Source organism: Parapedobacter luteus, assembly GCF_900168055.1.
In the GTDB taxonomy this organism is placed as follows: domain Bacteria; phylum Bacteroidota; class Bacteroidia; order Sphingobacteriales; family Sphingobacteriaceae; genus Parapedobacter; species Parapedobacter luteus.
Window position 1 is genome coordinate 193,904 of record NZ_FUYS01000005.1, and the last position, 14,460, is coordinate 208,363.

Here is a 14,460-nt window from a genome sequence, read left to right on the forward strand (position 1 = left end):
AATAAAAATGATTAAAAAAAATTTTTCCTATATTAGCCACTGTTATCAGGCAACTATACAGAAAGCACGACAATGAAAAGGTCATGGATTGGCGATCTATGGGATAAAGCTTTCCGCTCGGGGAATCCGCTGTATCTGTTTATTGCTATCAACATCTTGGTGTTTGTTGGCATTAATCTGCTTTCGTTGGTTACGGCCCTGGGCATTACGAACGTCCCTTTGTCCGGCTACCTGATGTCGTGGTTGGAGCTTCCGGCATCCATCACCGGCTGGCTGTATAAGCCGTGGACCATTGCCACATACATGTTTACGCAGCAGGGATTGTTCCATGTGCTCTTTAATATGTTGTGGTTGTTTTGGCTGGGCATCATTTTCCTCGATTTTCTTAAGCAGCGCCAATTTGTCTTTGTCTACCTTGCCGGCGGAATTGCGGGAGGCCTGCTTTATTTGCTCGCTTTCAACCTGATTCCGGCGTTCAGCGCACAAGCTTTCCGCACGGTCATGATTGGATCGTCGGCCAGTGTCAGTGCGGTTGTCTTTGCAACGGCTACCCTATTGCCGGATTACACCATCCGGATGCTGTTTTTTGGCAATGTAAAGTTGAAATATCTCGCATTGGCATTCATTGCCATCGATGTATTGGCTATCTCCGGTCTTAATGCCGGGGGAAGTATCGCGCATATCGGCGGGGCTTTGTTTGGCTTTATATACATCAAGCGATTGCAGAATGGACAGGACTGGAGCCGCATGCTGGGCACCGAGCGCAGGAAAAGGAAATTGCGGGTGATGCGGAATGACAACATGGCATCGCCGTATGAAGAGCCGCTGGTACCTAATCAGGAAGTAATCGATCGAATATTGGACAAAATCTCCCAGTCCGGGTACGATAGCCTTACCAAGGCCGAGAAAGAAGCTTTGTTCAAAGCCAGCAAACAGGGCCAAAACGAGTACTGATGGTACGGAAATCACGTCGTATAAGAAAACTGAATTTTTTCGGTAAAACCGTTTTGTTGGCCAATATTATCGCTGTCCTGGCGCTATTACTGAGTTATTCCGCCCCGTACATTAACCCCCGCTCGTTCTGGCCGATCGCTTTCTTCGGCATCGCTTACCTGCCGCTGCTGGTCATCAATATCCTTTTTATCGTCTATTGGTTGATACTCGGGGCCCGCTATGCGGGCATTTCGTTGTTGGCCATCGTATTCGGCTGGAACACCCTGAGCAAGCATATCGGCTTCAACCGCAAGGTGCCCGAAGCGGTGGTGACATCGCAAGACACGGCAACCATTCGGCTACTTACTTATAACGTCCATTTCTTCAGGGCCTTTGAGCAGGAGGATACCGAACTCACCATCTGGGAAGATGCCATGAAACTGATGGACAGCATTTCCCCGGATGTTGTGTGTATACAGGAATATTATACCCGCAAGAAAGGACAATATAAAATGGCCCGGGCCTTTGAACGGAAGATCAAGACACCATACCATTACATCTCCCCCACAGCGGAAAATGAGTATGAAGCTTATGGTATCGCTATCTTCTCGCGGTATCCGATTATCGCTTCAGGTCATCTGCCCGAACATGAGCTGGGGGTGAACCGGATTATCTACGCCGATATAGACAAAGGAGGTAAGATTTTCCGGGTATATAATGTGCATTTACGTTCGTTCGGTTTTCAGAAAGAAGATTACGATTTCATCAAAAGGCCTTCCAAAGCCATTGAAAAGGATGCAGCCTCCACCCGGCGTATCAGTTCGCGCCTGAAACATGCTTTCAGTGCCCGGAGCGACCAGGCCGAATCCCTCCGTGAACATAGCCGTGCGTGCGAAACACCCTACATCATTGCGGGCGACTTTAACGATACGCCTTTATCTTATTCTGTAAATCGGGTTTCTGCGGGGCTACGGAACGCTTTTCATGAAAAGGGACGTGGATGGGGAGTAACGTACAACGGCGATTTCCCAAACTTCCAAATTGATTATATCCTGACAAGCAAGGAATTCAAGATACATCATTATCAAATCATCAAAGCGAAGCTTTCTGATCATTATCCGGTGTGGGCGGATGTGCAGCTTTAAAATTCATAAAAGCCTTAATTCATAAAAAAACGGAGAACCGCCTCTTTCGATTTGAATCCTCCGTTTTTAACCTTAATTACAACCGTAGCTGTAATTGAGGCATCAAGTCAAGTATCTTTGATGGCACCTGTCTTATGCTCGCCAGAAGGCCGCATTTACATGATGCTTTTGCCGCATGTATGGTACTCCATAGAGACTGAACTGCGCAAAATCCATTGCGTATGCTTTGATTGGGCCGCCCCCCTTAGGGGACCAGCAAATCTCCAGTAGCATAATGCTTTGGAGCCAATCCATCGCTGAAGCTATCCGAAGCAAAAACCATCAGGTATTGCTTCATCTCGGATGCTTTCTTTATGGACGATTCAAAGAACTTCGTACTTGATAAAGACTAAGGTAATAACAAAAAGTCTGACTGTCAAGAGGAAAGCTATTTGTTTTATTAACAAGTTTTCCACTCAGATACAGGCCGTTATTCACAGGTTCATATCGCCCATATTCGGCTATATTGCTCCAATCAATCTACCTTTTGTGGCGGATTTTATCTTTTCTCCACATTTAGTCTGGCAGACTTATCAACAAGTGACACTGATTCTTGACGCATTGGCCCATTTTTTCCGCTTGCTAAAAATGCCTTTTTTGGAAACGTGGTCGGAAAAAATTGTATTTTTATGTCCACAATTGGAAGGAAATTAGCTTATCTATGACAGCATCCCGCAAGATTTTTGTTTTGGATACTTCAGTCATTTTGTATGATCATAATGCGCTGAATAACTTTCAGGAGCACGATGTGGCCGTTCCCATACAAGTACTTGAGGAGCTCGACAACATGAAGGGGGGCAATGAGACCCGCAATTTCGAAGCCCGCAGCTTTATTCGGTTGATAGATGGCCTTTCCAAGAAGAAGTTAATCAACCAATGGGTACATCTCAACGGGCAAAGCAAAGGCAAATTCAGGGTTATTCTTTCCGGAAAGCCTCAACGGAATGACGCGGCGGAAATTTTCGGCAATGAGAAGTATGACCACCAAATCATCAACGCTGCCCTCACGCTTATGGAAGAAAATCCTGCAAGGAAGGTTGTGCTGGTGTCAAAGGACATCTGTTTAAGGTTGAAGGCCAAGGCGCTGAACCTGCCTGCGGAGGACTATGAAACCGGAAAGATAAAAAATGTGGATGAACTCTACACGGGCAAAACGGTACGAAAGGATTTAACCGATGAGCTGGTGGAAGCGCTGAAAAACCGGGCTCCCGTAGCGGTGGATGGTACGTCTTTCAACCATATCGGCGCGAACCAGTTTTATGTGCTGAAGCGGGGTAGGAAAACGTTTAACGCGTTTTACCATAAAAGCACGCAAACATTGGCCCCTGTATCGACGGCTCCGGTATTCCGCATTAAACCCAGAAATCCCGAACAGGCCTTTGCGCTTCACGCCCTACTGGACCCGGCTATCCGCCTGGTGAGTATTCAGGGCAATGCAGGCACAGGAAAAACATTGCTGGCGTTGGCCAGTGCCTTGGAGCAACGGAAGAATTATCGGCAGATCTATATCACGCGGCCGGTTATCCCATTAAGCAATAAAGAAATCGGTTTCTTGCCAGGGGATGCAAAGTCAAAGACGGATCCATTTCTGGCACCCATCTGGGATAACCTCCGTTTTATCAAAGAGCAATATGCCGATGACGAAAAGATGCTTGGAAAGATAGACGAACTGATTGCCACGGAGAAAATTGCGATCACCCCGTTGGCTTTTATTCGCGGACGCACGCTTACCAAAATTTTCTTCATTGTCGATGAGGCGCAGAATTTGACGCCACATGAGATTAAAACCATCATCTCCCGGGCTGGCGAACACACGAAGATCGTCTTTACGGGCGATATTTACCAGATTGACACCCCATACCTTGATGCCGAAAGCAACGGCCTTTCCTATTTGATCGAAAACGTGAAGAACCATCCCCTATATGCGCATATCACCCTGCAAAAGGGCGAACGCAGTGAGTTGGCTAACCTGGCGAATGATTTGTTATAGCGTGGCAATGCGCCACTCCTTGGGATAATAGTTATTTATGCGGTTGGGGAGTATTTTCACCCAGCCCAGCGGGACGTCTTCGTATGTGGCTAATGCCCAGCCGTTGCGGTCGTGCATGAGCGAAAGGTTGCCCTTGCGGAGGTATTCCAGTGCCTGCTCCCTGTCCAGCGCCAGCTTGGGGATGCCCGGACTTTGCTCAACGCTTAATGCGAAGTCGTGTGCCGGAATAAGCTCACCCCGGACCAGTTTCCCCACGCGGGTGCCAGCGTTACGCAGGTAGAGCATATCCTGGACGATACGTAGGTCGACCTCACGGCTTTTGGGCAGAATGTGCAAGTCGCTGCCTACTGTAAACGCGGTGAATGCCCCAAATTCCCTGATCCAACTTTCCAGCTCCTTGGGCATGGAGTTTTTTTCGGTTTTCAGCTTGCGGCGATCAAAAGAAGGTTGCGGGCCTTTCTTGCGGAAAGCGGCCAGGAAAAAGCCTTCACCACGCAGCTTGTGCGGATAAAACCGGTAGCCGGGGCATGCATGCTTGTCTGACAGCGTCTGTTCAATGCCCCATGACTCGTTGATGGGGATGCCGAGCGGTTCCATACCCTGGTTCTCGCAAAGCCAGTCGGCTATCTCTTCATTTTCTTCAACCGAATAGGAACACGTGGAATACAGCAGTATACCCCCCTCCTTGAGCGCGGGCAAGCTGTCGGCGAGGATGCGCCGTTGCCGTTCGCTGCATAGCAGTACCGCCGCTTCAGACCATTCCGTAATCGCATCGTGGTCTTTGCGAAACATGCCCGACCCAGAACAAGGAGCATCCACCAGCATGATATCGACATAGCCGGGCAGGTGACGGAATGCCGATGGGTCATTGTTGGTGACAATGGTGTTGGCCTGTCCCCAGCGCACGAGATTGTCGGCTAAAACGGTCGCCCGGGCCTTCAGGATCTCGTTGGCAATGAGCAAGCTGTCCGGGTGGAGGTACGTATTCAGCAGCGTACTTTTGCCGCCGGGTGCCGCGCAAAGGTCCAGTGCCACCACCGGTTGGCCGTCCAATGCCAGCGTTTTTATCGCATGGGCAATAAACATCGAGGACGCCTCTTGGACATAATAACAGCCGGCATGAAACAGCGGGTCCAGGGTGAAGATAGGGCGATCGGGCAGGTAAAAGCCGTTGTCGCACCAAGGCACCCGGTCAAGTGAGGCGAGATCAAGCTTACTGGCTTTTGCTGGGTTAATCCGGATGGACGTAACACCCCCTTCCCGCTCATGTACGGACTCAAAAGCCACGGTGTCAAACCCGGCGAGATTACCTAATCGGCGAACCAGCGCGGGCGGTATGATGTTGCTCATGTGGATACAAAGCTAAGGATTTAATCCGGTCCTACCCTTGCGTATGTGTGTGAAAAGAAATATTTTCGAACCCTGAAAGGAGTTCGTTGTTCCGGCGATGGCTTTCAAAATTACATAAATCAGTACATGCAACCACCATTAACAGACGAACCCGTCTATCAAGTACCGGCTCGTTTCCGTTTTTCGGAAAACTTACATATCGTTTTTTGGTTAATCAAAGACATTAGCTGGGCCATGCTCTGGCAACCCCTGGGCATGGTGATGGTCATCCCGACGCTGCTGTTGGCCGTCAAAATAACCATCCAAACCCGATACATCAAGAGTGAGCTGTATCACAATCTGGCCATTTTATGTTGGATATGTGCCAACTGCACATGGATGACCTTTGAATTTTTCTGGCCTGAACACGATTCGCTTCGATATTACACGGCTATACCATTCAGTTTTGGCATCGGTTTTATTGCTTATTATTACCTTGTGCTTTTGCCTGCGGCGGGGAAGCGTGCCGTAGCGGTGGTGGAAAAAGTAGATGCGGCGCCGTGAATGGCATACATTGCCGCTGCTAACATAAACTTAATACGAATTGCATACAAACTTTAGTTAACCCCCCTATTTTTGTTGGCGAAACATATCCTTGTGTGGTTTAAAAAATAGCGTTATGTTTGTTGGCACCAAGGATAATCCACAAATTCAAACGAGGAGATAATTTGCCATGTCTACCTGTGTCGATCCAGCGTTGATTGCCCGTTTGCGTGACGGGGAGGAGGCCGCTTTCAGGGCAATTTACGATCAATTGCATGGTCGGATTTACAGGCTGATTCTTGCTTTGCTCAAAGACACGGCGAAAACCGAAGAAGTGTTGCAAGAAACGTTCATCTCCCTATGGATGAACCGGCACAAACTGGATGGCGAACAACCATTGTATCCCTATATTTACTTAATCGCTAAACGGCTTGCCATAGACCATTTTCGGAAGAAGCTGGCGGAAACCAATGCCTCGGATTACGTGAAGGTGTTCGCTGCTAATTCCACGAACAACACTGAAGAAACCGTTTTCTTTGAGGATCTCAATCGTTTTGCCCGGGAATCCATCAATTCGCTGCCCGCCCAGCAACAGCAGGTTTTCACGTTGAGCAGGGATGAGGGGCTATCCTATGACGAAATAGCAGAACGGTTGCAGATTTCGCCCAATACGGTGAGGAACCACATGGTCAATGCATTAAGGACGCTAAAACTCCGCTTTACCCAACAAGGGATGATTTATTGGTAAAAAATATATGAACCGATAGTCCATCCGCCCATTCCATCCGTTTATTCTTATATAATTGCAGTAATTCGTTCGGAAAGACAGTGCTGCTCGTATATATTTAGGACGTACCATGATGGACAGAGCACATTTACGCTATTTGCTTCAACGTTATCTTGCCGATGAAATCAGTGCAGATGAGCTGCGGGAATTAAAGCAGTATGTGCAGCATGAGCGCATGGATGATGCCTTAAGTGACGTGGTCGATGAACTATGGCAGCGGATGGACGATGAGCCGATAGCACCGGCTTCCAGTGACGCCATGTATCAAGGTATCCTCCGGCATGTAAATGAGGCGCCCGATGCACCGTTGGCGCAGCCTATGGCAGCAAAACCATTCAAGCGAAGCCTTTACTGGGGCTGGTTGGCCGGGGCCGCCGCATTGCTGTGCGCAGGTATTTTGCTTTTCCGTGATGGCCGTTGGCCCGGTCGGGAGGCGAAGAAAGACCAGGCTGCTGTGGTGAATATTGAGCAGCCCATTGTCCCCGGAGGCAATAAGGCGGTATTGACATTGGCCGACGGGCGAGAAATTGACTTAAGTTCGGACCATTCGGGCATCGTCATGGGCGACCGGATTACCTATGGGGATGGAAGCGTAGTTGTGGATGGAGGACAGGGGCATTCGGGCGAAAATGAAGTGCGGGAGCCGATGCTGATAACCGCTCCCAGGGGCGGCACCTACCAAATCACCCTATCTGATGGCACCAATGTTTGGCTCAACTCGGCCTCTACGTTGAAATACCCAGGCAGCTTTACGGGGAGCGAACGTATCGTCGAACTGGAAGGCGAAGCGTACTTTGAAGTACGCGGGCAGAAAAAAATGCCGTTTGTGGTGAAAACAAAGAATCAAACCGTAGAGGTTCTTGGTACGCAATTTAATATAGCAGCTTATCCCGACGAATCCGACGTAAAGACTACCTTGGTGGAAGGCTCCGTCCAAATCAGGAATTTGGCCGCCAACCATTTGGATGTATTAAAGCCCGGTGACCAAAGCGTGGTGCGGGGAGCGGCAACGAAAATCCGTTCAGTGGATGTGGAGCAGTACATCGCTTGGAAAAATGGGTATTTTGCGTTTTCCGATGACGAACATATCAGCCAGGTCATGAATGTTATTGCCAGGTGGTATGATATCGAAGTGGAATATCAAGGTGATATGGCTAACAAATATTTCGGGGGTACCATTTCACGGTTTGAAGATTTCGAAACGTTGTTGAAAACGATAGCGCTCACCGGATCCATCCGGTTCAAAATTACAGGAAGGAGGGTAATCGTCATGACATAGTAGCCTAAGTGGAGACAGTAACCGAGGCTAAAAGGCAATCAGGAGCGTTGCGACCGCTCCTGATGCGCGTGGCTTTGGGCCAAAGGATTTAATGAAATAAGAAATCGAATGAATTTTTTCTATAAACCCTATTCAAATGTATAAATTTTTTACCGCACATTACAATTGTCTTCGTAAATGTGTGATGCCCAACTACTTATTGGCTATGAAATTGTCCTGTATTTTGTTGTTAATCAGCTGCTTGCAGGTAAGTGCCTTTACATATGCCCAACGCATTACGCTTCAGAAAAACCAGGTAACGCTGATAGAAGTATTTAAAGACATCAAGCGGCAAACAGGCTATCATATTTTTTACGACGCACACATCATCCGGAACACCAAGCCGGTCAACATTAATCTTCAAAATGCTTCAATTGAAGAGGCGCTCTCAGAAAGCCTCAAAGGACAGGGGTTGGGGTATAAGCTGGTGTCGCAAAACATCATCATCACCCGTATCCCGGGCTACGACCCCACCATAGCGGGCACAAGAAAACGAAACGTTCAGGAGATTGTGATTACCGGGCGGGTGACGAATGAACAAGGGCAGCCATTGGAGGGGGTCACCGTCGCTGTTAAGGGCGGCAAAACGGTGGTGACTACCACAGCGGACGGCTATTACAGCGTTCGCTTACCCAATCGCGATCAGTCTCTCTTGTTTTCAATTATTGGCTATGCTTCACAGGAACTACCTGTTTCAAGCGACAATGTCATCAATGTTTCCCTCCGTGAGCAGGTGAGCGGCCTGGATGAGGTGATCGTGGTGGGTTATGGAACACAGCGCAAGGCAAACCTTACCGGCGCCGTTGACCAGATTGGTCCTGAAGTGTTGGAAAAGCGACCCATTACAAACGTTGCCCAAGGACTCGTTGGGGTCGTCCCCAACTTAAATATCCAGCTGTTGGACGGGAAACCGACCCAGTCTCCGGCTTTTAATGTACGGGGCATGACGTCTGTTGGCCAAGAAGGCAGTGCGTTGGTTTTGATCGATGGCGTAGAGGGCGATCCGCGGATGCTGAACCCAAACGACATCGAAAGCATCTCGGTACTGAAGGATGCTTCTTCCGCCTCTATTTATGGAGCACGGGCAGCGTTCGGTGTGGTATTGATCACCACCAAGAAAGCGGTCGAAGGACTCACATCAATTACGTATTCGACCAACTTTTCGTCACGGGCGCCTACTGCCGTGCCTGACAACATAACCGATTCATATCCCTGGGCACAAGGCTTCAGTGATGCCTGGTCGCGCTGGAATGACAATGGAAATACGCCAACTGCTGTCAATAAAACCCTTCCGTTTTCACCGGCATACCTGGAGGAGATAAAACGGCGCTGGGAAGACCCCTCCCTACCCCGGGTCGAGGTCGATCCCGCTACCGGCGAATACCAATACTATTATAGCACGGACTGGTACCGTGAGCTTATGAAAGATCGGTTTTTCGCACAGGACCATAACTTGTCACTGACCGGAGGCAATGATAAAGCATCGTTTTATGTCAGCGGGCGCTTTAACGGGCAGGATGGGCTTTACCGATATAACTCAGACGACTACAGCATGCACAACCTCCGTGCGAAGGGTACGATCCAACTGACGCCTTGGCTACAGGTCGAAAACAATGCCGAATACTCCAAAATGCGTTACTTCCAACCGCTTAACGTCGGTGAAGGCAGTGGCATCTGGCGGAACATGGCAGACGAAGGGCACCCCCTTGCACCGCTTCTGAATCCGGATGGTTCGTTGTCTTTCTCCGCAGCGTATACCGTGGGTGACTATTATATCGGACGGAATGGTATAGACACCGAACAACGCTTCCTGCGCAACCGCACGGCACTCCGGGCTGAATTTTTTGATAAAAGCCTGACCGTGCGCGGCGATTTTACGTTTCAGAACAACGATATCGGATCCAGCCAGAAGCGGGTTCAGGTACCCTACAGCCGTTTTGAGGGAGTAACCGGCTATACGGGAACCAATACGAACGACTTGGAGGAACGTCGCCGAACCACCGAGTACCTGGCGACCAACCTGTACGCGGACTACGTGAAAAATTTTGCCGACGCACATCATCTTACGTTGCTGGCCGGCTTCAACTATGAGCAATCGTTGTACAAAAACCTGACCGTGCGGCGAAATGGCATCGTGTACGAGGATGCTGACGACATCAACCTTGCCCTGGGGCAGGGGATCGTAACCACAGGTGGACACCAGAAATGGGCCATCGCAGGCGGCTTTTTCCGGGTGAACTATAATTTCAAAGAGCGCTACCTGCTTGAGCTTGTGGGCCGCTACGACGGTTCTTCGAAATTCCCGACTGATCAGCAGTGGGCGTTCTTCCCCTCTGCATCCGTCGGGTGGCGTTTGTCGGAAGAATCGTTCTGGAACGTCAATCCCGCGGTCCTGTCAAACGTTAAACTGCGGGCATCTTACGGCTCCCTGGGCAACGGCAATATCAACCCGTACGAATTCACCGAAAATTTCAGGATTTCCCAGTCCGGCCGGATCATTAATGGCATCCGTCCGCAGCAAACCGGACAACCCGGTGTGATTCCCGCAGGCTTGACCTGGGAAACGGTGACAACCGGGAATATCGGGCTGGATATTGGAAGCTTGAACAACCGCCTGCAATTCGTGGGCGAGCTTTATCGCCGGTGGACGTCCGACATGTTTACCGCTGGCCCAACCCTGCCGGCCATCTACGGCACCGCCGTACCGCGCGGTAACTATGCCGACCTGGAAACTACCGGGTGGGAAGTGACCGTAAATTGGCAGGACCGTTTTGAAATGGCCGGCAAGCCGTTCGCTTACGGCATTAAAGTCTTTATGGCAGACTCTTATGCAACCATCACCAAGTACAACAACCAGGAGCTGAGCCTTGCGCTCCCTCATTATACCGGGCAACGGATAGGGGAAATCTGGGGTTACCGCGTTGAAGGGCTGTTCCGTTCGGAAGAGGAAATTGCCAATTCGCCTTCACAGCACAACATCCCGAATACGAATACTCGGAGAAACTATCCCGGAGACCTGAAGTTTGTCAACCTGGATGGGGATGACGTCATTTTCCATGGGGAAAACCGTGTAGGCAATTCGGGAGACAAGACGATCATCGGCAATTCCGAACCCCGGTATGCATACGGCATCAACCTGTCTGGTGACTGGAACGGTTTCTTCCTCTCCGCATTTTTCCAGGGAGTACTGAAGCAAGACTGGTATCCGTCTGCCGAAGCACGGTTCTGGGGGCAATATAACCGTCCGTATAATCAATATCCGCGCTGGCACCAGGATAACATGTTCCGGGAAGAGCTCGGTAATTTTGACGCCTATTTGCCCCGCCTTGTGGGCTATATCGCCCAGGGAAGCGGGCGGGCATTGCAGGTAGCCAATGATCGCTTCTTGCAGGATGCATCATACATCCGGTTGCGCAACCTGCAGGTGGGGTATGCTATTCCGCAACGCGCCTTATCCAAACTGCATGCCAAGGGGCTGACGGTATACCTTTCGGCCGAAAACCTGTGGACTTGGTCGCCTATGTATAAATGGACCCGCGATACCGACGTCACCAGTATTTACGGCTCTGACCGCGATCTGAGCGGGGGAAATAGCGGGGACGGCTACAACTACCCGATGATGCGTTCCATCTCGGCAGGATTAACACTTAATTTTTAACGATCACCATGATGAAGATTTTTCAATATTTGCTGATCGCCATGGCGAGCTTGTCATTGGCGTCCTGTAACCTGGAGGAAATTCCCGTAGATACTGCCACGAATCAGGCTATTTTTGGATCGGCAAGCGGCATGGAGCTTTATGCCAATTCATTTTACGACATTCTGCCCGGAACAGACCAAGGTGTTTTTAACGGCGATGACGTTTCCGACGTCGTCGCACGAAACGGCGTGGACAACCTATTGTCACCCGGTGCATTGAGTCCCATAACCAGCAGTGGATGGTCGTGGACGGCACTGCGCAACATCAATTACTTCATTGAAAATGCGGAGCAGAGCACTGTTGCCGAAAGGAACCATTTTCTGGGTTTGGCGAGGTTTTTCCGTGCGCTGTTTTATTTTGAAAAAGTCAGGCGTTTTGGCGATGTGCCCTGGATCGATAAGACGATCGACGTCAACGATTCGGAAACCTTATACGGCTCACGTACGGACCGCTTTACCGTGATGGACCATGTGCTGGCCGATCTGGATTTTGCCATCGAAAACATTGCGCTGGAAACCGATCCGACGTGTACCCGAATCACCAAAAATGTCGCTCGGGCGTATAAGACGAGAATTTGCCTTTTTGAGGCGTCCTTCAGAAAATACCACGGCCAGTACGAGATGCAAGCTACGGCAAACGCCTGGTTCCAGCATGTAGTGGATGCAGCCAACGGGATTACCGGGTTTACGCTGCACCAATCGGCCAATGAAAGCTTGTCTTACCGCGAATTATTCATCACCCGTATGCCTTATGCCGATGAAACCATACTGGCCGTCACCCTGGACGCCAACTTACAGGTGTTCAGCTCGGCAAACCGCCGGTTTATCAGCCCCACCTTTGGCAATCGGCCCAGCCTCACCCGCAACTTCGTCAACATGTACCTCAACCTTGACGGCACACGTTTTACCGATGATCCCGATTATCGGACCACCCCGTTTGCCGAGGAAGTGAAAGGCCGCGATCTGAGGCTGAAGCAGACCATCCGGTCGGGCGATTACCACCGCACGGAAAATGGCGTCCCCGTCATCGCGCCGCCCAATTTTAACCAGACATTCACTGGCTACCAACCCATCAAGTGGTGTTACGATGAGCGTTTTCCTTATGATGATGAAAGCAGAAATGACAATGCACACATCATCATGCGCTGGGCCGAAGTGTTGCTGAATAAAGCCGAGGCCTTGGCTGAACTGGGCAACATGACCATTGCCGACTGGTCGGCAACCATTGGAGCGATCCGCGCCCGTGCTGGCATTACCGGACCAACCTTGACGACATTGCCCGCCTCGGCTGATCCGTATCTGTTGTCCTACTACCAAGGACGGTTTACCGACCCGATTCTGTTGGAAGTTATCCGTGAACGAACAGTGGAAATGGTGTTTGAAGGACTTCGCCCGGATGATTTAAGGCGGTGGCGCCTCGGCGATCTGTTCGAAAGCGCTCCGATGAACGGCATGTATGTGCCCGCATTGGGCGAATACGATCTGAATGAGGATGGCATAATGGATGTTTGTTTTTATCAGGGCAGCCGCCCGGCACCTTCCAACCCATCAGTGGCTTTTGTGGATGTATCGCCATCCACGGCAGCGGGGCGTGCGCAGCTTTCCAACGGCACATCGGGAGAGGTGATTCACAATCCGGGGCCCCGCGAGTGGCAGGACCGGAAATACCTGTACCCGATACCACAGGCCGACCGCGAACTGAATCCTGCATTAGGCCAAAATCCGGGATGGTAACGATGAACAAGTTCTTCATCATCTTAATGTCGTTAACCCTGCTGGGCGGGGTTAACGCACAGGAACGGCGGTCTACCTTAAACGTTGCCAGCTATAACCTGCGGATGGACACGCCACGCGATAGCCTGAACGCCTGGCCGCACCGCAAAGCGAACGTCAAAGCACTTATCCAATATCACGATTTCGATATCGTTGGCACGCAGGAGGCATTTATCCATCAGATCAACGATCTGTTGGAAATGCCAGGGTATGCCTATTTCGGTGCTGGGCGCGACGACGGCCAACAAGGCGGCGAACACTCGGCTATCCTTTACAAGAAAGACCGCTTCGAAATCATCGACTCCGGCAATTTTTGGCTGAGCGAAACCCCGGAAGTACCTGGACTGGGATGGGACGCCACGTGTTGCAACAGAATTTGTTCATGGGTAAAAATGACCGATAAAAACACTCAAAGGGCGTTTTACGTGTTCAATGCCCACTTTGATCACCAAGGGGTGGTTGCTCGCCGAGAATCAGGGAAGCTGATGGTGGCGAAAATTAAGGAAATCGCGGGGGAGCTGCCTGTTATCTGTACCGGCGATTTCAACTCCACGCCCGAAACGGAACAGATTAAAGGCCTGTCGGCCTTGCTCAACGATGCCTATAGCGCTACCAAGATGCCTCCTTACGGACCTGTGGGCACGTCAAACGGCTTCCGGTTTACTGCCCCGTTGCGCAACCGCATAGACTATGTATTGGTAAGTGACCACTTTGAAGTGACGAAATATGCCGTGCTGACGGATGCGAAGGATCAACGGTATCCATCGGATCACCTGCCTGTGGTAGCAACCCTTCGTTTAGTACGCTGATAAGTCAGGTTAGGCAAATAGGACATTGGACTATTTGCCTATTTTTTTAACAAGTGATTGCTAATCTGAGAAACGCAACGCATTTTTCGGTGATA

10 protein-coding genes are annotated in these 14,460 nt (G+C 50.2%); 9 read left to right on the top strand and 1 reads right to left on the bottom strand.

Annotated features, from left to right (window positions below; genetic code table 11):
* Positions 1 to 72: 72 nt before the first annotated feature.
* From B5X72_RS11930 to B5X72_RS11945, 3 genes are all read left to right on the top strand, one after another.
* Complete coding sequence (locus tag B5X72_RS11930) at positions 73 to 954, top strand: rhomboid family intramembrane serine protease (protein WP_079717130.1); 882 nt, start codon at positions 73 to 75, stop codon at positions 952 to 954.
* The gene (locus B5X72_RS11935; RefSeq protein WP_079717131.1) at positions 954 to 2,078 is read left to right on the top strand and encodes an endonuclease/exonuclease/phosphatase family protein; all 1,125 of its coding nucleotides are present in this window, start codon (positions 954 to 956) and stop codon (positions 2,076 to 2,078) included. Before B5X72_RS11930 ends, B5X72_RS11935 begins: the two co-directional genes overlap by 1 nt.
* 700 nt (positions 2,079 to 2,778) lie before the next feature.
* Positions 2,779 to 4,107 carry a PhoH family protein gene (locus tag B5X72_RS11945; RefSeq protein ID WP_079717133.1) on the top strand — a complete coding sequence of 443 codons (1,329 nt, stop codon included), beginning with the start codon at positions 2,779 to 2,781 and terminating at the stop codon, positions 4,105 to 4,107.
* Here B5X72_RS11945 and B5X72_RS11950 read toward each other — a convergent pair.
* On the bottom strand, positions 4,102 to 5,457 hold the full coding sequence (locus tag B5X72_RS11950) for a methyltransferase RsmF C-terminal domain-like protein (RefSeq protein WP_079717134.1): 1,356 nt from the start codon (positions 5,455 to 5,457) through the stop codon (positions 4,102 to 4,104). The two genes, B5X72_RS11945 and B5X72_RS11950, sit on opposite strands and share 6 nt — an antisense overlap.
* Positions 5,458 to 5,583: 126 nt before the next feature.
* Between B5X72_RS11950 and B5X72_RS11955 the strand changes: the two genes are divergently transcribed.
* The 6 genes from B5X72_RS11955 (at position 5,584) to B5X72_RS11980 (ending at position 14,365) form a co-directional block, all read left to right on the top strand.
* Positions 5,584 to 6,000, top strand: a complete 417-nt coding sequence (locus B5X72_RS11955) for a hypothetical protein (protein ID WP_079717135.1) — start codon at positions 5,584 to 5,586, stop codon at positions 5,998 to 6,000.
* Positions 6,001 to 6,169: 169 nt separating this feature from the next.
* Positions 6,170 to 6,727 (top strand): RNA polymerase sigma factor, encoded by a 558-nt coding sequence (locus tag B5X72_RS11960; protein WP_079717136.1) that lies wholly within the window; start codon positions 6,170 to 6,172, stop codon positions 6,725 to 6,727.
* 109 nt (positions 6,728 to 6,836) lie between these two features.
* Positions 6,837 to 8,045: a FecR family protein gene (locus B5X72_RS11965; protein WP_079717137.1), complete on the top strand. Its 1,209-nt coding sequence runs from the start codon at positions 6,837 to 6,839 to the stop codon at positions 8,043 to 8,045.
* Positions 8,046 to 8,250: 205 nt separating this feature from the next.
* Positions 8,251 to 11,742: a TonB-dependent receptor gene (locus B5X72_RS11970; RefSeq protein WP_079717262.1), complete on the top strand. Its 3,492-nt coding sequence runs from the start codon at positions 8,251 to 8,253 to the stop codon at positions 11,740 to 11,742.
* A gap of 8 nt (positions 11,743 to 11,750) precedes the next feature.
* On the top strand, positions 11,751 to 13,517 hold the full coding sequence (locus tag B5X72_RS11975) for a RagB/SusD family nutrient uptake outer membrane protein (RefSeq protein ID WP_079717138.1): 1,767 nt from the start codon (positions 11,751 to 11,753) through the stop codon (positions 13,515 to 13,517).
* Between the two features lie 2 nt (positions 13,518 to 13,519).
* Positions 13,520 to 14,365 (top strand): endonuclease/exonuclease/phosphatase family protein, encoded by an 846-nt coding sequence (locus B5X72_RS11980; protein WP_079717139.1) that lies wholly within the window; start codon positions 13,520 to 13,522, stop codon positions 14,363 to 14,365.
* Positions 14,366 to 14,460 lie beyond the last annotated feature (95 nt).